The 23,354-nt window shown below is 45.3% G+C and carries 15 protein-coding genes and 1 pseudogene; 14 read left to right on the top strand and 2 right to left on the bottom strand.

What is annotated here, in order from left to right; translation table 11 throughout:
• The first annotated feature begins 38 nt into the window (after nt 1-38).
• The 4 genes and pseudogenes from AC1DPK_RS31530 to AC1DPK_RS31515 all read left to right on the top strand — a co-directional run bounded on the left by AC1DPK_RS31530 (nt 39) and on the right by AC1DPK_RS31515 (nt 8,214).
• Nucleotides 39-5,321 carry a polysaccharide lyase family 8 super-sandwich domain-containing protein gene (locus tag AC1DPK_RS31530; RefSeq protein WP_477512709.1) on the top strand — a complete coding sequence of 1,761 codons (5,283 nt, stop codon included), beginning with the start codon at nt 39-41 and terminating at the stop codon, nt 5,319-5,321.
• 18 nt (nt 5,322-5,339) lie between these two features.
• A complete protein-coding gene (locus tag AC1DPK_RS31525) occupies nt 5,340-6,458 on the top strand; it encodes a glycoside hydrolase family 88 protein (protein ID WP_477512708.1) in 1,119 nt (372 codons plus the stop codon).
• A 16-nt stretch (nt 6,459-6,474) separates the two neighbouring features.
• Nucleotides 6,475-6,666, top strand: a pseudogene (locus AC1DPK_RS31520) (DMT family transporter); the annotation flags it as partial.
• 33 nt (nt 6,667-6,699) lie between these two features.
• Nucleotides 6,700-8,214 carry a CehA/McbA family metallohydrolase gene (locus AC1DPK_RS31515; RefSeq protein ID WP_477512707.1) on the top strand — a complete coding sequence of 505 codons (1,515 nt, stop codon included), beginning with the start codon at nt 6,700-6,702 and terminating at the stop codon, nt 8,212-8,214.
• Between the two features lie 119 nt (nt 8,215-8,333).
• Here the strand turns inward: AC1DPK_RS31515 and AC1DPK_RS31510 are convergent, their stop codons facing one another.
• Together AC1DPK_RS31510 and AC1DPK_RS31505 are read right to left on the bottom strand one after the other, a co-directional pair.
• Nucleotides 8,334-10,244: a family 20 glycosylhydrolase gene (locus AC1DPK_RS31510; RefSeq protein ID WP_477512706.1), complete on the bottom strand. Its 1,911-nt coding sequence runs from the start codon at nt 10,242-10,244 to the stop codon at nt 8,334-8,336.
• A gap of 129 nt (nt 10,245-10,373) precedes the next feature.
• On the bottom strand, nt 10,374-10,973 hold the full coding sequence (locus AC1DPK_RS31505) for a TetR/AcrR family transcriptional regulator (protein WP_477512705.1): 600 nt from the start codon (nt 10,971-10,973) through the stop codon (nt 10,374-10,376).
• Between the two features lie 196 nt (nt 10,974-11,169).
• Here AC1DPK_RS31505 and AC1DPK_RS31500 point away from each other — a divergent pair, with 196 nt between their 5' ends.
• The 10 genes from AC1DPK_RS31500 (at nt 11,170) to AC1DPK_RS31455 (ending at nt 23,248) form a co-directional block, all read left to right on the top strand.
• A complete protein-coding gene (locus AC1DPK_RS31500; RefSeq protein WP_477512704.1) occupies nt 11,170-12,378 on the top strand; it encodes an MFS transporter in 1,209 nt (402 codons plus the stop codon).
• A gap of 178 nt (nt 12,379-12,556) precedes the next feature.
• Nucleotides 12,557-14,749, top strand: a complete 2,193-nt coding sequence (locus AC1DPK_RS31495; protein WP_477512703.1) for an ABC transporter ATP-binding protein — start codon at nt 12,557-12,559, stop codon at nt 14,747-14,749.
• A complete protein-coding gene (locus AC1DPK_RS31490) occupies nt 14,746-15,279 on the top strand; it encodes a DUF1854 domain-containing protein (RefSeq protein ID WP_477512702.1) in 534 nt (177 codons plus the stop codon). The genes AC1DPK_RS31495 and AC1DPK_RS31490 overlap by 4 nt, the downstream gene beginning before the upstream one ends.
• Before the next feature lie 178 nt (nt 15,280-15,457).
• Nucleotides 15,458-15,970 carry a TlpA family protein disulfide reductase gene (locus AC1DPK_RS31485; protein WP_339206140.1) on the top strand — a complete coding sequence of 171 codons (513 nt, stop codon included), beginning with the start codon at nt 15,458-15,460 and terminating at the stop codon, nt 15,968-15,970.
• Nucleotides 15,971-15,983: 13 nt separating this feature from the next.
• On the top strand, nt 15,984-16,799 hold the full coding sequence (locus tag AC1DPK_RS31480) for an MBL fold metallo-hydrolase (RefSeq protein ID WP_477512701.1): 816 nt from the start codon (nt 15,984-15,986) through the stop codon (nt 16,797-16,799).
• Between the two features lie 157 nt (nt 16,800-16,956).
• Nucleotides 16,957-17,640 carry a response regulator transcription factor gene (locus AC1DPK_RS31475; RefSeq protein ID WP_477512700.1) on the top strand — a complete coding sequence of 228 codons (684 nt, stop codon included), beginning with the start codon at nt 16,957-16,959 and terminating at the stop codon, nt 17,638-17,640.
• Complete coding sequence (locus tag AC1DPK_RS31470; protein WP_477512699.1) at nt 17,637-18,896, top strand: HAMP domain-containing sensor histidine kinase; 1,260 nt, start codon at nt 17,637-17,639, stop codon at nt 18,894-18,896. The genes AC1DPK_RS31475 and AC1DPK_RS31470 overlap by 4 nt, the downstream gene beginning before the upstream one ends.
• Nucleotides 18,897-19,040: 144 nt before the next feature.
• Nucleotides 19,041-19,802, top strand: coding sequence for an ABC transporter ATP-binding protein (locus tag AC1DPK_RS31465; RefSeq protein ID WP_477512698.1), 762 nt, complete (start codon nt 19,041-19,043; stop codon nt 19,800-19,802).
• Between the two features lies 1 nt (nt 19,803).
• Nucleotides 19,804-22,146, top strand: a complete 2,343-nt coding sequence (locus AC1DPK_RS31460; protein ID WP_477512697.1) for an FtsX-like permease family protein — start codon at nt 19,804-19,806, stop codon at nt 22,144-22,146.
• A 145-nt stretch (nt 22,147-22,291) separates the two neighbouring features.
• Entirely contained in the window at nt 22,292-23,248 is a 957-nt protein-coding gene (locus AC1DPK_RS31455; protein WP_477512696.1) for an alpha/beta fold hydrolase, read from the top strand.
• Nucleotides 23,249-23,354: the final 106 nt, after the last annotated feature.

Raw genomic sequence — 23,354 nt, 5'->3', positions numbered from 1 at the left:
AATACCATCATGAACTGAAGATAGGAGAGGGTTCATTCATGAAGATCAGGAAGAAGTCTATTTCAATTGTAGTGGTATGCTGTATGGCATTTCAGCTTTTGTTTGCGGGGTTGCCTATGCTTGGCGGTCAAGCGGTTGCGAGTGCAAATACAATGGTTAATTTGATTACTAATGGAGGCTTTGAAGAAGGCAGCTTAATTCCGGATAAAGGTTGGCAGGATGGAGGAAGACCAGCGGGTTGGGGCGTATGGCGCGCAATGGAAGGCAATCAGAATGTATCTGTTACGGAGGCTGTCTATCACACGGGAGCACGATCAGTGCAAGTGAAACACGACAAGCTTGCTAGAACCGACATCGTTCCTGATCCGCTTGTTCCGATTACACCAGGGCAGACCTATAAGCTGCAGGCTTGGATGAAGACGGATCAAGTGCTGCCGGAAAATGTGAGTAAAGGCGTATATATTCGTACACAGTATTGCGGTGCTGATGGGAAAAAGATTGAAGACGGTCCTTATCTTCCTTATGTAAGAGGGACAACGGATTGGACCTCTTATGAACTGCTGCTGCAGGTTCCAGATAAGCCGCAAGTTGCCAGCTTTAAGGTTGAAATATTTTTTGAGACGGGTACAGGGACTCTATGGATTGACGATGTAACGCTCACTCCATTCAAAGATATTACGTCCATCGTGCTTAGTCCACAAAACGTGAACATGGATAAGGAGCAAAAAGTCCAGCTGATTCCTACTGTGGCACCTGCGAATGCACCGATGGATGACCTGATTTGGAGCTCCTCCAATTCGCTAGTAGCAACGGTTCAAAATGGCGAAGTAACGGCTCATGATTACGGTACGGCGGTGATTACTGCTGCGACGAGCGATCGTAGAGTATCCGCACAAAGCTTCGTTACGGTAGAATCGGACGCACAGAAAAAAGCGTATGAAACGCTTCGCAAAAAATGGGCGGCAAAGCTGGTTGGCGGAGAAGGGATTGATATGAATGATCCTGAGCTTGCTGCAAATGTTGAAGCCTTAGTAAACCGAATGACGAATAAAGAAGATACCGGAAGATGGGACAAGCTGAATAAAGCTGTTGATGCGGATGCATTATGGGAAGACGTCATCAGCAAAACTCAAAATGATTCGTGGCGAATTTCCTGGGCGTACGGCATTATTCGAGATCTCTCGTTGGCTTATTCTATGAAAGGCTCCTCTCTTTTTCAAAACGAAGACTTGAAAAACGATATTATTCAGGCGATGGAATGGATGCTGAAGTATCAATACAATTCCAGCAAGAAGATTACAGGAAACTGGTGGGATTGGGAGATCGGAACACCGCAGGAAATTATGAATATCCTATCGCTCATGTATGATGCAATGCCGCCAGATTTGATTGCGAAATATATTGAAGCGATTGATAAGTTCGTGCCCGACCCAAAAAAACGTGTAGCGAACTCAGCAACAATTGAGACAGGAGCAAACCTGCTTGATAAAGCACTCGTTGTGACGCTGCGTGGCATTGTAGGTCAACATGCCGCTAAAGTCATGCAGGGACGCGATTCGATTGCGGATGAGTTCTTGTATGTGAAGAAGGGGGATGGGCTTTATGAGGATGGTTCCCTCGTTCAACATACAAGCATAGCGTATACCGGCGGTTATGGTGCGGTATTGCTCGGACGTATGGCTGATCTATTTTATATTTTTGCAGATTCAGAGTGGGCGATTTCAGACCCGAGTGCAAGCAATGTTTATAACTGGGTAAAAGATTCTTTTGAACCGCTTTTATATAAAGGTGCGATTCTGGACTCGGTCAAAGGTCGCAGCATTTCTCGTGCTGCCGATTCTGATCATATTACWGGGCGCTCCATTATAATGACGCTTCTGCGACTGGCTCAGTCTGCACCGCCAGCCATAGCAGAGGAAACCAAAAGTATGGTGAAGGAATGGGTACGTTCTGACACGACATTTGAAAATTATTACGAAGGATTGCCATTATATGAACTTCACTTATTAAAGCAATTAATGCAGGATGACAGCGTTGCTCCTCGTGGCGAGCTTGTGCATACGCAAATGTTCGCAGGTATGGATCGTGCGGTTCAGCTTCGTCCTGACTTCGGGCTTTCTATCAGTATGTTCTCGGATCGCATTGCAGCGTTTGAATATGGCAATGGCGAGAATAAGAAGGGCTGGTACACCGGAATCGGAATGACAAATGTGTACAATAGCGACTTGAAGCAGTTTAGTGATCATTATTGGCCAACGATTGATAGCTATAGGCTGCCAGGAACAACAACGGATCGTTCTTACAGAGAGCCCGCAGAATGGGGCAATTATATGAATGGCAAGGACTGGGTTGGCGGCTCAGTGATCGATGATTACTATGGGGCTGTGGGTATGGAATTCTCGCTTGCAGGCAGTACAGGGAGCTCCTTGCAAGGAAAAAAATCATGGTTCTTGTTTGATGATGAAATGGTTGCAATAGGCTCTGATATTGTTAACAACACAGCGAGCATGACTGAAACGATCGTTGAGAACCGTCAGCTGACCGAAGCGGGTACCAATAAGCTTATTGTGAACGGTCATGAAATGCCAACAAGCTTAGGCTGGCAGGAGCAAATGACGGATGTAAAATGGGCTCATATGGAGGGCAATGCGGTCGGTTCTGATATTGGATACGTATTCCCTTCGGGAGAAAAAGTGACAGGCAAACGTGAAGCGCGCGAGGGAGCATGGAGCGAAATTAATAAGGGTGGCCCAGCGGATATAGTGAAGCGCAATTATTTAAGCCTTGCCATTGAGCATGGCATATTGCCGACAGCTGGCACTTATGAATATGTGCTTCTCCCGGGCAAGACGCCGGAGCAAACGGCGGCATATGAAGCGAATCCCGACATTCAAGTACTGGCTAAAACGGAGAAGGTTCATGCTGTAAAAGAAACGAAGCAGCAGGTTACAGGTTTGAATTTCTGGGAGGCGTCTGCTTTCCAGTATGTAAAGACCGATAAACCTATTTCCATGATGATGAAGGAAAAAGGCAGTGAGCTTACCATTGCAATTGCTGAACCTACACAGAAGCAAGGCATGGTAACGGTTGACCTCGGTAAAATAGGACTGCAGATTATTGCACAAGATCCGAGCATCCAGGTCGTACAAACTTTCCCGTATACTCGCTTGGCAATCCATACGCAAGGAGCAGCAGGAAAAGTCCATACGATTACGTTAAAGGTTGATCCGAGCCAAACGATCAATATGGAAGCCATGCAGCCGGAGGAAGGTAAAACTTTTAAAATTCCGGTGATGGAGGATACCTTCGTTCGTAGTGGAGCAAATCATGCCAATGTAAACAATGGCTTCAAAGATTATGTTGAAGTGCGTGAGTATGGCGAGGGATATACACAACGATCCTTCATGAAGTTTGACCTCAGCAGCATCTCTGGTGATATGGAGTCTGTAAAGCTGAAGGTCTACGGAAAAATAAATGATGGCGATGCCAAATACGACTCGAACATAATCGGTGCTCACCGCGTTGAGGACGATTCTTGGAAAGAGACCGAGATGGTGTGGGGCAATCAACCGGCTTATGGTGATGCCATCTCCACAATTGCTTTCCAAAAGGTTGATAAATGGCGTGAATACGAGCTGGTAGACGCCGTAAAAGCGGAGCTGCTGCGTGATCAGCGTTTAAGTTTAGCATTGATCGAGCAGCCAGGCGTAAAAGGCTTGAATACACAGATCAAGAGTAAAGAAAACGCCGCGTTTGCACCATATTTGGAAGTGAAAATGAAGGCATCTGAGGGTGCAAAGGTGACGGAGATTACCGTCACACCACCAGAAGCAACGCTAAAGCAGGGTAAGCAAGTAAAGCTTGAAGCGGCTGTGAAACCAGACCATGCAAAAAACAAACAAATCGTTTGGACTATGAGCGATGAGCATCGTGCCCTAGCAACGCTGCAAGTCAATAATGGACAGGCCGTTATTACAGGCATGCTACCCGGCAAGGTGGAGATTATTGCAGCTTCTGTCGATGGAGGGTATCAAGCGACGGCGACTATTGTAATTGAGGCGGCGGAAGTAAAACCAGATCCGGAGCCAACGCCAAAGCCTGATCCGACACCAACACCGACTCCTAATCCAACGCCGAGCCCGGCACCTGGAGGTTCAGGTTCAAATGAGATAACGATAAAAGAACGGGTTCAGGGCATGCTTGGCGGCGAATTAAAAATGGTCAGTACAGACGAGCAATTGGCGGCTGGGCGGATTTTAGTTTCAATACCGAATGGAGCCCAAAGCGTTCAGCTCTCATCCGCTGCCATTTCGAAGTTGCTGGAGTGGAACCGCGAAGCTATGCTAATTGTGAGCGGGACCAATATGTTTATTACTCTTCCACTAAAGCAGATGGATAATGCTGAAGTGGTCAATGGCTTGCGAATTGGAATGGAGCCTATTGCTGAAGACGCAGTTACAACGATTACAGACCATGCCAAAAAATTAGGTGCTTCACTCGTTTATATCTCTGACCAAGTTGTAGTGGAGGCGGACTCCTTGCAGCGAATGTACAGCAGCTTGATTAATGCTGGAAAGCTAGAAATGAAATGGACGATAGAAACGAAAGCAAATCCGGCTCATTTGGCGGGGCTGCGTTATGACAAGGAGCGCAAAGCGCTTGTTCCAGTTCCAATGAAGCTAAAAGCAGTTGGAAGCGGTGTAGAAGCAACCTTTGACGGCCTGCCAGGAGAAGCCTACCTGTTGGTTGAAGCAAACAAGACGTTTGCGGATCTTGGGAAGCACTGGGTCAAGGATGATGCGCAATACTTGGCATCTAAGTTTATTATGCAAGGAAGAAATGCAGATACCTTCGCACCTCAGGCGGAAATTACTCGCGCAGAGATGGCTGCTATAATCGCTCGTATGCTGGATCTTGGTGTGAAAGGCTCAAATCTAACGTACACCGATGCAAGCGACATACAGGGCAGTTGGTACGAGAATGATATTATTCGAGTGCATGAGGCTGGACTGATGAACGGTTATGCAGACGGCTCGTTTAAGCCAGAGCAAACCATTACGCGCCAAGAATTGGCGGTGCTGATTGCTCGCGTCATGAGTAAGATTCAACCATACTGGATGACCGGGGCAGATACTGCTCAACTTCATATTTTTTCGGATTCCCAAAATATTGCGCCATGGAGTGTAAAGGAAGCAGCAGCAGCGGTAAATAATAGACTGCTGCAAGGGGACAAGCAGCAAAGATTTAACCCTGCGGCTTTAGCGACTCGTGCTGAAGCAGCCGCTATCGTGAAGAGAATGCTGGATCAGATATATCGGTAGCTGAGAGGATGGAAGGACATGTGGAAATCGGCAATTGAAGATGCAATGGAGAAGACGAAAAAGAACATCCAGCGTTTTGGGGTTCGCTTCCCGCATGTCAGTGTCAATAACAAGTATGAACTCAATGACAATGAGGATTGGACAAACGGATTTTGGAGTGGAATGCTGTGGTTATGCTACGAATATTCCGGAGATGAAGCTTACCGTGATGCTGCTCGGCTCACGGTAAAGAGCTTCAAGCGTCGTATGGAAGAGCATATTGTGCTTGATCATCATGACATTGGTTTCTTATACACCTTATCCTCGCAAGCACAGTGGATTTTGGAGCGGGATGGGGAAGCAAGAGAGCTGACATTACAGGCGGCAGACGTGCTTTTGCGCCGCTTTAGAGAAAAAGGGCAATACATTCAAGCTTGGGGACTGGCTGGAGACGAGAAGCATGGCGGGCGCATGATTATTGATTGCCTCTTGAATCTTCCATTGTTCTTTTGGGCTTATCAACAAACGGGTGATGAGCGTTATTATAAGGTTGCCGTTAAGCAGGCAGATCAAAGCCGCCGCTACCTTGTACGAGGTGACGACAGCTCCTATCATACCTTCGTTTTTAATGAAGAAACCGGTGAGGCGCTAGGCGGCGCAACACATCAAGGGTACACCAACGGATCGACATGGGCTCGCGGCCAAGCATGGGGTATTTATGGCTTTGCACTTGCCTATCGCTACACCGGGAATAAGGCGTATTTGGATACAGCGAAACGGATGGCAGCCTATTTCCTCTCAAAGCTGCCAGAGGATGATGTAGCTTACTGGGACTTTGATGTTCAGGTCGAGGAAGGGACGTACCGAGACAGCTCTGCTTCTGCGATTACAGCCGCGGGCTTGCTGGAATTAATGAGTCATCTGGACGATAACGATCCAGATCGCGCTGAATTTGAACGGAAGCTGAATTTGTCGATGACCTCACTTGTTCGTCATTACTCCACGATGGGAGAAGAGGCAGAAGGGTTATTAAAGCATGGCTCTTATTATGTAAGAGGCAATACAGCGCCGGATGATTTTATGATCTGGGGAGACTACTTTTACCTTGAGGCACTTATGCGGATGGAAAAAGGAATAAAAGGTTACTGGTACGAGTAAATGGAGTAAGAGAGCAGGCTTTTATTTGTTATTTTTATTTGCTATGAATTTAGACCCGCTGTCTCATTTATCTCCAATACGCGAGATCGGCACCGTCTTTGGTACGCTGCTCGGTATTATAGTCCTGAAAGAGCAGCAGGGGAAAATGCGGATTGTGATGTCGATTGCGATTACCACAGGAATTATAATAATAGGCACGCTTGGATAGTTACAGAATTATAGGAATGGAAGGTGAATAACTATGAATAAAGGACAAATTTCCGTTAAGCTGGAGCAGAATAACGGCTATTTTCCGATTGCGGTTGAAGAAGAGTACGACTGGCTTGCGATTCGCTTTACGTATGAGAAGGAAAACTCGTGGGGAAGATTGCATTTATTCGATGCAGAGAACAATATCCGCTTCTGCTTCCTAGATGGTGGAAACGAGCGGCTGATCGTCGTTCATAAGCAGGTAGAATTTACGAGTCCTATAGCGATGCCCGGTCCCATTGTTCAAGGCATATGGACGCTTGAGGTTTCAAATGAAGAGGGCAGAATGTTCGAAGCAGAATGGGAGTTTGGCCATGGCGCTCTTCCGGCGGAATATGAATCGACTCAGCTGCAGGGCGGGCGTGAATATTGGAGCACTGGCAATTTGGATTTTGGCGTCACGATGGACAACTACGACTGGGCGAAGGTGTGGAAGATGGGGAGCCGCTATTACAAAGGTGATTTCCACACACATACAATATTGTCCGATGGTAAAATGACACAGCTTATGAACCGTGAGCAAGCGGTAAAACAGGGTCTGGATTTCTTTGTAGCGACGGATCACAATGTACTGTCTACATCATGGGCGAAAGGAGAGGCACTTGTTATTCCCGGCGTAGAAGTCACAGCTGGTGACGGGCACTGGAATGCACTTGGTCTAAGGAAATGGATCGATTGGAGAGCGACTGCACAAGACGGTGGCTTGACGACGCAGCAGGGAATGGACCGATTAATGAAGGAAGCAGCGGAGCTCGGAGCGGTCTGCTCCATCAATCATCCGATGCTGGCACCTTGGGCATGGCTATATGGGGAGACGCAGCTAAAGGGATTACACTCCATGGAAATATGGAATGATCCGACCTTTTCTCCAAACACTGTAGCTACCGAGAAGGCATTGCAGCTTTGGACGGCAAGCTGGAATGAAGGTTATCGTATTACGGGAATTGGCGGTTCTGACTCTCACATGCTGCCTACAGATAAATATGAAGATAGCCCTATTCCTTCTTTAATTGGCGACCCATCCACGTATGTATGGTGTGATGATTTGAGTGCAGACAACGTATTAGAAGGCGTGAAAAATGGGCATGTTTATGTGTCGCGCGGACCCGTGCTTGAAGCGTCGATTCAAGTCAGCGGCCACGATTACCGATTCGGCTGTGATTTGTCTGATGCGTTTAGTTTGGGGAAAAGCGAGGCTGCAACCCATGAAGTGAACTGCACATTAAGTGTAGCGAGTGATGTGATCGCTCGAGTAACCTTAATTCACAACGGTATTGTTGAATCAGTGAAGGAAGTTTCTGCGGCGACTGCGGGGGAAGCGCCAGCGGCGCTGGAATGGAATATACCTTGGGAAGAAGCCGCGTATAACTGGTATCGCTTTGATATTCGCGATGAAGCGGGAATGCTGCTCGCCTTTACGAACCCATTCTATTACGGTTCTAAGCAGCCGCAGATTACAACTTACAATGAGCTCTTGGCAAGCGCTAATCTGACACAAGAGGGTTAGGGCAGGCTTTCGTATACGCTGGAGCTTATACATTTCATAATAAACAAGCCCGTGACGACGATGATTGTATAGTCATCATCCGTTCACGGGCTTTTAGTCTAATTATTCATTCAGTTCACTTAAAAAGGGTTCAAAACATGGAAGAAGACGTTTGGCGATGCCATCCGATAATAATAGCTGCACCAGCCTACTCCTTTGTGGTTGAAGCGGTTTACTGTGCTGTACACCAACCGTTCCTGTTCCAGCTCTTCGATCCTCGCAATTCGTCCCTCCACATAGTCCATAATCCTAACGGACGCAGTATCCAAGCGACTAATAACTCCGCCATAACGAATGTCGATGACTTCCCAACCAAATGGTTTGAACATGCGCAGCCACTGCGAGCGATGTGCTATTCGAAGCTCACGTACTGCCTCTGCAATAGCGGTCAACTTATTCATGGCTAGGTGTCTCAGTTTATCATTATCCTTTGAATCATAGGCTTGCTTAAGCGTAATGCCGATTTCGCTCTTTAGCTTCAATACGGCGCACAACTTCTCAGGCACCTCGAACAAATAATCAAGCGCAGCATCCTTATCGCGTTTATTATGAATTTGCAGCTCTAAGTTGGCATAGTGACTGTTCAGATCCAGCCCTTCAATTTGCTTGTCGAAAATCCCGAGCAGCACATCTTGGTATAGTAGAAACTTTGAAGGGTTGCTTTGCTTGCTGTTGTTTGGCTCCGATCCTGGAATTTCGTCGAGATCCTTCAACTGCATGAAAGCTTCTGCTTCTATTCCAGTACAAAACTTAACCCGTTCCGCCAGCTGTTCTTGCGTTGGCTTTTGTTCGGAGTAAGCGTGCTCCGCATAAAGCTGCAGACCAAGCAACGCTGCGAAAGGATTTCCCTCATTGCCGTCGTCGCCCCACATGGTTGCATATACTTCGCGGATGCCTTGCTGTTTGCATACTTGCAGCGCAACATCTGAAGCGTTCAGCGATAAGCCGTAATTCACGCCGAATGTGTTGAAAATCCAAACGGCTCCTGCGAATACTAAATTACAGCCGAGCGGCCGATGATTAGCGATAACCCTCTCGTAATCCTCAGCTTCCAAATGTACATAATCCCAATACACCATGTCGACGTCTTTGGGGATGCGGCTGGCCATTTCCTCGGGAATGGAGGTATCTTTATCGTAATATTCATCGCCGTTCCCGGAAGCGAGCTTGAGGAACATATCACTCCACATCATCGGTTTCAAGCCGCGGCTGCGAGCGACCTCAAGTACCTTCTCCAAATGTGAAGTCATAATAGTAAAGCGACTTTCGTAGCCATTCAAGTCCAAATATTTGCCGCGGCCAAGCTCCTCTGCTTCGTCCATTCCGATATGAAGCTTGCGACTGCGGAACGGCGAGCTGGCAGCATCAATCATTTTTTCGATTAGCTTATCTGTCCGTTCGTCACCGACGAGCAAGGCGCCTTTCGTATCACGGTAATGCTTAATCGGCTCCCATTTTAGAAATTCCTCCAGATGCGCGAGTGTTTGTATGCTTGGGAAAGCTTCGATACCAAATTGGTCGGCATAGTCGTCAATCTCCTTCAGCTCCGTATGCGTATAACGGCCCCGCATGTAACCAAAATACGGTTCGCCTTCAATTTCGTATGTATCCTCCATGTACAGCATGACCGTGCTCATTCCCATTAAAGCCATCTTATTCAGCATGGATTTAAAGCCGTCTAAAGTAAGCACCGCGTTGCGGGAAAGATCAAACATAGGTCCAATTTGATCGAACTGCTGCTTCTCACGAATATGGAATGTGCTGCTCTTGCGGCTATGTTGAATGAGCAAGCCAAGTCCGCGGAAAAATTGATGTTTTTGTCCATAACGAATATAAGCCTTGTCCTGTTCAAGGCCAACTTCCAGTTCACCTTGGGATGCTTCAATATGAACGGGCAGCCCGTCCTCTTGCAAGTCAATTCCCAGCTCTTTTATGAGCAGCTGTGCACCAGGCATTAGCTCCGCAATCTGGCCCTCGAAACGTAACTTCATATGATTTCCCTCCAGCATTTCGGATTTTGTGAAGATGATAACCACAAATAATTTAATGCTATTCCAACCATTTGATGAAAGCAATAAGGACTTCATTCGCACATTTGAGGTGCATCACGCTTTTATATGTTATGAACGATCCTTCAGAAGCAAGCCGTTTAACACGAGGGAAAGACTCTGCAAAGCCTTACTCAAGCCATCCTCTGCGTTTTCGGCGTTGGCCAGCCAAAACGCAGTATTAATTAGCGCTCCATTTAATAACCGCGCTAAAGCTTCGTGATCTGTCGTCTTTATCACTTGATCTATCATTAAACGATGAAGCATATCAGCCATCGTTGCGAGACATTGGGACTGAGATGATTGCGAATAAGCATTTCCGAGAGCCGAGGGTGCATCTCTAAGTACGATTCGTTGAATTTCCGGCTCAAGCGCCATGGCAAGATATGCGTGGCAGCGACCGACGAACCCTTCCCAATTTCCTTCGGCTGTATCTGAAATTTCGGCTAATCTGCTATCCATTTCAGCATCTATTTCGTTGACAACTGCTTCTAATAACCCTTTTTTGTCGCCAAAATGATGATATAACGCACCGCGCGTTAACCCCGCGGAAGCTGTAAGCTCATCCATCGATGTGTTTGCATACCCAATCGTGCCAAATGCTTCTCTAGCGGCATTCACTAGTTTGATTCGAGTTTCTGCAATCATTTCTGATCTCGTTTTGCGAACCATGTTTCCTCCTGCTTGCATTCTTTTTTTAATCATTGACATACGCGCCGTATGTATTTATATTATTCACATACACGGCGTATGTCAATTCATATTTCGACTCCCAAATCAAACAGAGTCTAAATAAAAAGTTTTTCATATGAGGGGAGAAAAGGAATGAACAATGTTGTACGAGTCGCTTACTGCTTGGAGGTGCATCATGGCTAATTCGTACCACGAGATATTTAAAGCTGCCGGAGCAAAAGGGTTTTCAGCTGCAGGTTTTGTTGCTCGTATGCCTATATCGATGATGGGCATTGGCATCGTGACCATGTTGTCGCAGCTGCGCGGCGAATACTGGCTAGCAGGTGCTGTAGCAGCTACCTTTGCTTTATCAACGGCCTTAATGGCTCCACAAATTTCCCGTATGGTAGATCGGTTAGGGCAATCCCGTATTCTGCTCCCATTTACAGGGATTAGTGTAGTATCTATCGTTTTTTTGCTGCTATGCACAAGATATGAAGCACCGGATTGGACGCTATTCCTGTTTGCCTTAATTGCAGGCTGCATGCCTAGTATGCCGGCAATGGTTCGTGCGCGCTGGGCTGAGCTGTACCGGGGCTCCCCGAAGCTGCAAACGGCGTTTGCCTTTGAATCTGTAATGGATGAGCTTTGCTTTATCATTGGCCCAATCATTTCGGTCGGTTTAAGCGTTATGCTGTTTCCCGAAGCGGGTCCGCTTCTAGCCATCGTTTTTTTAGCCATAGGGGTCATCCTGTTTACGATGCAAAAGAGTACAGAACCTGCTGTGCGTCCCCTTCATTCAGATCATAAAGGTTCGGTTATTAAGATTGGCTCATTGCGGGTGTTGGTGTTTGCGCTCATTGCGTTAGGCACTATTTTTGGCACCGTGGATATTGTTAGTGTAGCTTTTGCAGAAAATCAAGGAAATACTGCAGCTGCTAGCATTGTGCTTTCCGTTTATGCTTTAGGTTCGTGCTTAGCTGGCTTGGTTTATGGTGCACTTAGGCTGAGAACTCCGCTTTATCGCCAGTTTTTGTGGGCTGCCGCGGTTACCATGGCAACGATGCTTCCGCTATTAATTGTAGATAATATAACGAAGCTAGCAGTAGCTGTATTTTTCGCTGGGATATCGGTAGCTCCTACTATTATTGTTACGATGGGCTTGGTGGAGAAAATTGTGCCCGAATCCAAAGTGACGGAAGGAATGACTTGGGCTATTACAGGCATGGGAATCGGGGTTGCTTTAGGATCATCTGCAGCCGGCTGGGTCGTGGATCACTTTGGTGCGCGAACGGGATTCGCGGTAGCAATAGCAGCAGGAATTCTCGTTCTGATTATTGTGGCTCTTGGTTATAAATCGCTGATGAGAGCATATAATTACGCAATAAGGAGCTCTGAGCAGTAAGTGTTTATATGCTTAGAGCTATAGTATGAATACTAACCCACGACCGAATAAGGTTGTGGGTTTTTGTTTGTACTGTAATAAAGACAGCCCGGCAGTAATAAACAGTTATAGTTATTTTCCATCTTTACCCATATGAAAATATGTGAGTAAATAGGTTGGTAACGAAAGGGGGAAGAATATGACCTTTATGAATAAGCTTCCTAAAGCGATAGAAGCACAACTTAGAGAGAAAACGCTGTTTCATGCCGTATCAGATTTAATGAATGATGGTCAGTTTGGGGAAGAATGGCTGGTCCTGACTGAAAAGGAAGTATCGGTGTGGCGTTCGGATGGGATGTTGGTGACTAAACTCGCATTTTCGGATATTACAGATGCCCGGGCTGTTGGCGGAGTAGGCGGCGGCTCATTGCTAGCGGATACCAAGAACGGTCCGATTATCCTTATACGCTACACAGCATCGCTTACTTCTATATTTGGATACGCATCTAAATTAATGGGTGCAGTGGCAAAAGGCGAAGAGCGGCCAACGGTTTCTGAGAAAGAATTCCCGAGAAATTGTCCAAAATGCCGCAATCCGCTGCCGGACGATTCTCAAGCTTGCCCCGTTTGTAAAAACAACGGCAAGGTTCTGTTTCGAATGCTGAGCTATGCGAAGCCTTACAAGCTGCAAATGGTTGCGGCAGCGATTATGTTGATTTTTACAACATTGGTTGAACTTATCCCGCCATTTTTGACCAAAATGATTGTGGATGATGTGCTGACTCCGAAGGATATGGGCTCCACGCTTTTGTGGATTGTTATTGGCCTTGCAGCGACCTCGCTGGTAGTCACCCTCATGCAGACCGTGCGCGGTATTATTGGCGTGTGGATTGGTTCCAAATTAATGGGCGATCTTCGGCACGATGTCTATAATGCCTTGATGAGATTATCGTTATCCTTCTTTGACCGAAGACAATCCTCGCAGTTCATTGGACGGGTAAACAATGATTCAGAGGCGATGCGGCAATTCATGACCGATGGTGTCATATGGGTTTCGGGTGAGTCACTGCGTGTCATTGCGATTTTCATCATCATGTTTAGCTTTGATTGGAAATTAACGCTGCTCGCCATGCTGCCTATGCCGCTTATGATTATTTTGTCCAGTGTATTATGGCCGATGATCGGTCGGCGGTGGTATCAGCAGTGGAGGTCTATTTTCAGATTAAATGCTTTAGTTGGCGATTCTTTGCAAGGTATTCGTGTGGTTAAGGCGTTTGGTCAGGAAAAGACTGAAATGTCACGTTATACGGCAGCGAATAAGGAGCTCGTTCGTCATAATATTCGAATTGAAGGTCTGTGGCAGGGCATGTTCCCCGTCTTCGCTTTAGTCGCTGGAGCGGGTACCTTATTGATTTGGTATTTTGGCGGAAAAACCGTGCTTCAAGGTAATCTATCTATCGGTACCTTGATCGCTCTAGTTACCTATTTGGGCATGCTTCTTGGACCATTGCAGTGGGTAAGCCAAATGATCAACTGGGCAACGCATGCGATTTCGGCAGCTGACCGCGTATTTGAAATTATGGATACCCCGTCTGATGTGCCCGATACTGTAAACCCAGCACAGATTGGCCGCGTAAATGGCGAGGTTGAATTCAAAAAGGTGACTTATGGATACGAAAAGCATCACCCTGTGCTCAAAAGCGTAGACTTAAAGGTAGCCGCAGGCGAGATGATCGGATTAGTCGGACATTCCGGTGCCGGAAAATCGACGTTTATTAACATGATCTGCCGATTTTATGATTCGGATGAGGGTACGATTACGATCGACGGCACGAACATCCGCAATATTAGCCAGAACGACCTGCGCAAGCAGATTGGCGTCGTGCTGCAGGAGACGTTTCTGTTTGACGGGACGATAGCAGAAAATATTGCTTACTCTAAACCGGACGCTACAGAGCTGGAAATTATGCGCGCAGCCAAAATCGCTAATGCACATGATTTCATCGTTCAGCTGCCGGATGGCTACGACACGAGAGTAGGTGAACGCGGCCATAAGCTGTCTGGTGGAGAAAAGCAGCGGGTATCTATTGCTCGCGCCATTATTCATGATCCGCGAATTCTCATTCTAGACGAAGCAACGGCCTCTGTAGATACGGTGACGGAGCGTCAAATTCAAGAAGCGATATCGCGTCTGGTCAAAGGAAGAACAACGTTCGCGATTGCCCATCGATTGTCGACTTTGCGCAACGCAGACCGGCTTGTCGTGCTGGATCATGGCAAAATTGTTGAAGTAGGAACACATGAGGAGCTGCTGGATTCCGAGGGTGCATACTACAAGCTGGTTGAGGCGCAAAAGGAAATGTCCAAGATCAAGGGGGTAGAAAATGCATGATTGATTCCAATGACATTGGTGTTGAAATAAACACGAAGGACCCTTTTGAGATTAATCTATTGGAACCAAACGCGGTCTCATTTTCCCGCAGCCAAGGCGGCGTTTTTCAAGGCGTTGTAGAAGGAAAGGCCTATGAAGAAATCATACTCTTTCGTATATTTCCTTTCCAATACACGACCCAGTATATATCTGTCCGCGATGCCAAGAGTGAAGAAATCGGCGTTATTCAGGATATTGAGCAGCTGGATAAAGAAAGCCGATCCGAAATGGATAAGGAGCTGAAGCTTCGGTATTTCCTTCCGCTTGTAACTCATATTGATTCCATTAAGCAAAAAGCCGACATGTGGATTTGGGAGCTGCAAACGAATTTGGGACCGACTCGCATCGTCATGCGGAACTTGCATGAGCATATGCAATACCCGAGTGATAATCGAATTATTCTGACCGACATCAACGGCAAAAGATGTGAAGTTCGTGATTGGAAGAGGTTAGATGGCCACAGTCGCGGTCAGTTGAAGGATGTCTTATAAGGCAACGAATATCGTGCTGTCCCTCTTTTTCAAAATAAAAAGAGTGGGCGGCACTTTTGTGTTGTCTTATGTTGCTCGTGTAGAAAAAAAGTAGATTGCATGTGAAAATCATCGTAAGATAGAATGAATATCCACATTCAACCAGCATCCCAATGATCAATGGAAGGAACATGTGTAAATGAACAAAATAGTTAAAATAACGACAGGCACAATTATTATTGCGGCGTTTAGCTTGATGGTCTATCTTGGGTATAGCTATCTCAACAAACTCAAAACCGAATTATCAAGTATCGCCTTGTCGGAGCTCAGTACAGGGGAAGAAGTGGCGGTTGATTTTGCGGAGAAACCAACGGTTTTATCCATCTTTACTTCATGGTGCCCTTATTGTAATGAGGATGCCCCAAAAATGGTCGCTTTGCATGAAAAGTATAAGGATAAAATTAATGTATACGGTATAAATGTTACGAATCGTGATGAATTATCAGAGGTAAAAAACTATGTGGAGCAGCATCAAATTACATACCCAGTCCTCCTGGATAAAACGGGGGATGTATACAAGTACTACGGCGGAGATGGCTTCCCAGCTCTGTGCTTTGTGAATACGGACGGGGAAATCATTGATTACATTATCGGATCGCTTGACCAAGATGAAATAGAAGCTTCGTTTAAGAAGCTTCTCGGCGAGACCTAAAGGAGAGATACTTTTGATTCAATACAAAAATGAACAGGTAACCGTGTTCCAAAGTGAGTTATATCAAACGACAGCGACGGTCATTCAGACAGAGGAAATGGTACTCATCGTAGATCCGAACTGGTTGGCGGGAGAAGTTGAGGCGATAAAAGAGTATGTAAATGAGATTAAAGGTGATCGAGCTTTGTATCTATTATTTACGCACGGAGATTTTGATCATATTATTGGTTATCAAGCTTTCCCTGATGCCACAACCATTGGCAGTTTCGGGCTGCAGCATCATCCGCAAAAAGAAGAGAAGCTTGAAATGATTCGAGAGTTTGATCGTAAAAACTATATTGTAAGAAACTATCCTATCGCATTCCCAAACCTCGATATCATAATCAAAGAGGATGGACAGCAACTGCACGTAGGAGATACGATAATGACTTTCTATCTTGCGCCGGGTCATACGGAGGATGGATTAATAACGATCGTCGAGCCGTTAGGAATCATGATTGCAGGAGACTATTTATCCGATTTCGAGCTGCCTTTTATTTATCAAAGTGCGAAGGCGTATAATTCCACCCTTGAGAAGGCTGGCCGTATTTTTGCAACGCATTCCGTTCGCTTGCTTATACCGGGTCACGGAAAAGCGACAGCCGACTCGTCAGAGATGAAGAGACGTTTGGCTATGGCATCGGATTACCTAAACCGCCTTTGTGAGGCGGTTATGGCAAATAACGAGACTGCTCTTGCTGCGCTCTACCGTGAGCATGCCTTCTTATCCACCTTTACGGAATATTGCCACAAGGAAAATGTATCGATTATACAACGTGAATATCAGTAAAACCATAATCAACGAACATTAAAACACCCTAACGAGGAGCCGCTTGCGTGCTTCGCGATAGGGTGTTTTTGGTTTATTTACGTTTAAACTTCCTTTTTCATAGTATATTATGGAAGTGACTGATGTTTACTATTCTATCAACTAATGGAGAACGCATATGAACTATGATTGCTTAATTGTGGATGACGAGACGGTTCTTGCAGAAACGACGAGTGAATATTTTAATATGTTTGAGGTCAAATCAGCATACGTGTCAAGTGCAGAGGAATGTGAGCTCTTTTTACGGGAAAATGAAACATCGGTTATCCTGCTCGACATTAATCTTGGTCATACTTCCGGGTTTGATTTATGCAAGAAGCTTAGACAAACGACACAAATTCCGATTCTGTTTATTAGCGCTCGGTCCAGTGATGACGATATTCTTATAGCCCTTAACATAGGCGGCGACGATTATATCCAGAAGCCTTATACGCTGAGTGTGCTGCTTGCGAAAGTGAAGGCTGTCCTCAAAAGATACGGGAATCAAAGCCCAACCGAAATGCTAGAGTTTGGCGAAGTGAAAATTGATTGCAATCTTTGCCGCGTTCGTGTGAACGGTGTAGATATGAAGCTCAAAACGATGGAATATAAATTGCTCTGTTACTTGGCGAAAAATAAAAACAGAGTCATTTCAAAAGAAGAGCTGTTTGACAAGGTGTGGGGTGACTCCTTTGCCGGAGATGGAACTCTTAATGTACATATTCGCCACTTGCGCGAGAAAGTCGAACCGAATCCCAACCAGCCGCAATATATTAAAACGGTATGGGGGACGGGATACGTCCTGGAAGATCACAAGTTATGAGAATAAAGTGGCTGTTCATCACTATCCTCTTTGTATTTGCAACAGGCAGTGCAGCTTCTTGGCTCGTTATGAATAGCAAGACGGATACCGAAGTGGATATGGTAGCTTTAAATGAGGTGTTAAAAAAGCTTGAGAGCCACTGGGGGCAAATCGATCAAGCGAATTTCAGCACGATAAAGCAGTCATTCAGCGTTATCGATACTCATGGCCAAGTACGCTTTCAAACATTCGAGGGGCAATCTCCTACCATTAATGATGCAATTAAAAATAGAGATACGATAACAGATGTCGTGGTAGAGGGTACTTTAGTTGGCAAGCTTATTGTGCTAAACGATGATAAAAAAGTAATTCAGCAAATGAAACGGCAGCTTATTATCGTGCTCTTTATCACTTTTACCATGTTTGCGCTGCTGAGTGTCATCTATGTTTTATTTTTAAATTATAAGGTTTTCAAACCATTTCATAAGCTGCAAAGCTTTGCAGTTAACGTGGCGCGAGGGAATCTGGATATTCCTTTGAAAATGGGTCAAAACAACCCGTTTGGCGCTTTTACAGAGAGCTTCGACATTATGCGCGAGGAACTGGCTCTAGCAAGGCAAAGTGAATATGAGGCAAACCGCAGCAAGAAGGAGCTTGTAGCCAGCTTAAGTCATGACATTAAGACTCCAGTCGCCTCGATTAAAGCGGTGAGCGAATTGATGCTGCTTCGAGCAGACGATGAGAAAGTAACGAAGCAATTAACGACGATTTATTCAAAGGCAGAGCAGATCAACCTATTGGTGAGCGATATGTTTACGGCGACTTTAGAGGAGCTTAATGAGCTGAAAGTAACGGTGACGGAGGAGGAAAGCAGTGTTTTAAACGGTATCATCGCTAACGTGAATTATGATGATCAAATCAGCTTTGCGTCTGTTCCTGCATGCCTAATCTTAACGGATGTATCGCGTTTACAGCAGGTATTTGATAATATTTTGAGCAACTCTTACAAGTATGCGAGTACCTCAGTTACCATTTTATCCGCAATAAAACACACCTATTTGGAAATAAGCATTATGGATTATGGAAAAGGTATTCATCCGGATGAATTGCCGCTCATGTTCAATAAATTTTATCGAGGAAATAATGCAGAGGGACACAGTGGCTCAGGGCTTGGGCTATACATATCTGAGTACTTGATGCAAAGCATGCAGGGCGATATAACCTGTCATAACCGTGAAGATGGTTTTAGCGTGACGTTAAAAATTAAGCTAGCTTAAAGAATTAAGAATTGGCTAAGGATTGAACAAAGCTTAACTAAGAATTGGTTTTGTATGATAGGACTGTAAGCTACATTACAGTCTTTTTTGCTTGGGGCTAGAGCGAAGCTATCATACAATTGCAGGATAAAGGAGATTTAATTTATGCCAAGCCTAATGTTAAGAACCGAAAAATTGTGCAAAACGTTCTCAAGCGGGGGAAATCAGCAGCATGTGCTAAAAAACCTCGACATTAGTTTAATGGAGGGTGACTTTACCGTTATTATGGGAAGCTCGGGCTCAGGCAAATCGACCCTGCTCTACGCGCTTTCTGGAATGGATAAACCGACATTAGGCGAAATTTATTTTGAGGAGAAAAAGATTTCGAAGCTAAATAACGATCAGCTGGCGATTTTCCGAAGGAACAATTGCGGCTTTGTATTCCAAAAGGTTTATTTGCTCGACAATATGAGCGTGCTGGATAATGCGCTGGCAAGCGGTCTGCTCGTTAGCAAAAACAAGCGGGCTATCGTAGCCAAAGCAAAAAAATTGCTTGCCCAAGTGGGATTAAATGAAACCTCATGGGGCAAATTTCCGGAGCAGCTCTCCGGAGGAGAAGCGCAGCGTGCTGGCATCGTGCGCGCGTTGATTAATGATCCCAAAATTGTGTTTGCAGATGAACCAACCGGCGCTCTTAATTCCGCTGCTAGCGACAGTGTGCTGGATGTCATGACGGAGGTTAATAAGAGCGGACAAAGCATTGTTATGGTTACACATGATATGAAAACCGCATTAAGAGGGAATAGAATACTTTACCTTCGTGATGGCGTTATTTTCGGGGATTTGCAGCTTAGTCCGTTCCATGTGGAAAATAGCCATAAACGGCATGAGCAGCTAAAAGCATTTTTGGCTGAAATGGGGTGGTGAGATGAACATCGTCAACCTAGCCTGGGCCAACATCAGAAAAGGCAAAAGCGCGGCATTTTCCCTTTTTATTTTGATATTTATCGCAGCGCTGCTGCTTAATGTGGGAATGACGGTTATTTTCAAAATGAATACGTTTTTTGATGATAAGGTGGCGGAACTACATGATCCTCACTTGAACATCATCATGGACAGTGCAAGCTATAAGAATGCCAAGGGCGACTTTTTGAAAAACTATTCTGATGTGAGTGAGTTTGAGCTCGAAAACATGGTGTTGATGAGTTCAGCCAAATTTCGTTATGGGGATAGTGACATGAGCCATGCCGCTGTTATCCTTAATGCGGATACTGATCGCACGATTGCACCATTAAAGCTAATTGAGCAGATAGCCTTGAGCTCTGAGCCGGATATATACCTCCCTTACAGCTTTAAAGTAAGCGGCGGGTATAAGCTGGCTGACAGCTTCGCCTTTACCTATCAGGACAAGGAATATCGTTACCGGGTTGCAGGTTTTTTTGAGACAACGATGCTTGGCACCACCAACATAWCGTTGATGAAATATTTTTTGCCGGATACGGAATATGAACAGCTGTTCAGCCAGCTCAGCCCCAAAGAGGAAGGCACCTTCTTATCTGTCAAGTTAAAAAACAGCGAGCAATCGATTCAATTGCTTAAAGATTACGAAGAGCAATTTCCCTTTTCCCATAATGAGGCTAGCTCTTTTTATTCTTCATTAGACGTGATGACGATGAAGGGCATAAGTACGATGACGATCAATCTGGTCGCTATGATTATGGTTGCTTTTGCGGCGGTTATTGTTGTGGTGTCATTGCTTGTTATTAAGTTCCGTGTGACCAATAGTATTGAGGATGGCCTTGTTAATATTGGTGTTCTCAAAGCAGTGGGCTATACGAGTCAGCAAATTATTTTATCTATTATGATGCAGTTTATGATCATTACCTTATTGGCAAGCATTATGGGGATGGCGGTCACTTACACCGTTATGCCTGTATTCGGAGGCATTATTTCTACGCTGTCCGGACTGCTATGGAATCAAAGCTTTAATGCTGTAATTAATCTAGCCAGTATTCTAATTGTAGTTATACTTGTCGTGACCGTAACACTTCTAGCTTCAATTCGTATTAGAAAGCTGCATCCAATAGCGGCGCTGCGGGGAGGCATTGTGACTCATAGCTTTAAGAAAAACCGTTTCCCCCTAGATCAAGCCAAGGGTGGATTAAGCTTTGTGCTTGCTTGCAAAACCATCGTGATGAACATCAGGCAGAACATTATGATTACATTTATCGTTGCCGCCGTTACCTTTGCCTCTGTTTTTGCTATCGTTCTTTATTACAATATAGCAACAGATAAAACAGCCTTTATTCACCTCGTTGGTGCAGAAACCTCGAATGTCAATGTTCAGGCTAAAGAGGACGTAGATAGTGAGGCGCTGTTTGAATCCATTCAGCAAATGGATGGTGTTGAAAAAACGGTATTGCTGGACTATTTAATAGCGAAGGTTGACGATAAACCGTTTGCTATGACGATTTCGGATGATTACAGCGGGTTGGAAAACCAAATGGTGTATGAGGGACGATATCCGCAATATGATAACGAAATTGTCGTTTCGTGGGCAGTATCGCAGCTGCTTGAAAAAAACATTGGCGATACGGTCAAAGTAGATATAGGGGAAGCCAGTTATTCTTTTTTAATTACCGGTCTGAGTCAGTCTATTAGCAATATGGGGCAAATATCATCTGTCACTTTGGAAGGTGTTCGGCACCTCATTCCAGATTATACAGGCAAGATGCTCAACGTTTATTTAAATGGCATCGATAATGCGAGCTTTATCAAAAATAGTAAAGTGCAATACGGAAGCTCAGTAGTGGAATTTGTTGATGTAGATGAGACGATAAACAGCCAAAGCAGCGTCTATATTTCCGCGGTGTTTGCTGTTATGGTGCTTGTTCTCGCGATTACTGTATTGGTGGTCGTTCTCATTCTTTATCTTGTTATTAAAACGATGATTCTCAAGCGCAAGAGGGAGCTCGGAATATTTAAAGCAACAGGATATACGACGAGCCAGCTAATGACGCAAATCATGCTCAGCTTTGTGCCAATTGTCATTATAGGGGTTGTTATTGGTGGCGTGCTGGGCAGCCTGTATACCAATTCCATGCTGACCTTGCTGCTCTCTGGAGCGGGAATTCACAACGTTCAGTTCATTATTAAATTGCCTCTTGTTATTGCGCTTTGTTTCGGAATTGTTATGTTGTCTTACGTTGTTTCCATTCTAGTGTCGCGGCGGATCAAAGGAATTTCCGCCTATGAATTAATTACAGAGTGAGAATAAAGATATTGCTTTAATCAAAGCTTTCGCAGGCGGCCTTTCGAGGTCGCTTTTTTGTGTTGTTGCAGGTGTCATTCGTATGCTACCATACGCTAAACGCCTACTTTAATAAATCGATTATATTTGAGAGGAATGAGTGTAAATGCCAGTAGTAGACATGCCGCTTGAGAAGTTAAAAGAGTACCAAGGAATTAATCCTCGCCCAGCTGATTTTGATGCTTATTGGGATCGTGCGATCTCTGAAATGCGTGCTGTAGATCCGCAAATTAAGCTCGTTCCAAGCTCATTCCAGACTCCGAACGCGGAATGCTTTGATCTCTACTTTACGGGCGTTCGCGGGGCTCGTATCCATGCCAAATATGTTCGGCCAAAACATATGGCAGAGCCGCATCCGGCAGTCGTATTATTCCATGGCTATACGGGAAATGCAGGCGATTGGAGTGACAAGCTGGCTTATGCCTCATTAGGCTTCTCCGTTCTAGCTATGGATTGCCGTGGTCAAGGCGGGGAGTCTGAGGATTCCGGCAATGTGAAGGGAAATACACATCAGGGTCATATTATTCGGGGATTAGATGATCATCCGGACAATCTGTTGTTCCGTCATATCTATTTGGATACTGCACAATTGGCGGGCATCGCACTGGGCTTGCCTGAGGTTGATCCAGAACGTGTTTATGCAGCTGGCGGTTCGCAGGGCGGAGCGCTTACGATTGCTTGTGCGGCGCTTGAACCGAGAGTAAAGAAGCTTGCTCCTGTGTTCCCATTCCTTTGCGATTATAAACGCACGTGGGAGATGGATTTGGCGAAGGACGCGTATCAGGAGCTTCGTACCTTCTTCCGTTATTTTGATCCGCTGCATGAGCGCGAGGATGAAATTTTTGAGAAGCTAGGTTATATCGATCTTCAATTTCTTGCAAACCGCATTCGCGGCGAAGTATTGATGTTTGTTGGCCTCATGGATACCATTTGTCCGCCTTCCACACAGTTTGCAGCTTATAACAAAATAACTGCTCCTAAGCAGTTAGTCATCTATCCGGACTTTGGGCATGAGCATTTGCCGGGTTCGTCGGATCGTACGATTCAATTTTTCTTAGACTAATAGGAATGAAATAAAGGGGCTGTCTCAAAAGTCATTTTGCGATTTTTTGAGCACTACTTAGAACTTATTTTCATCGAGAAAAAGGACCTCAAGCTCCACTATACAG

This window comes from Paenibacillus sp. 01T424, from assembly GCF_056398745.1.
The sequence above is the reverse complement of the archived record's forward strand: the minus strand, read 5'-3'. Positions and strand labels throughout refer to the sequence as shown.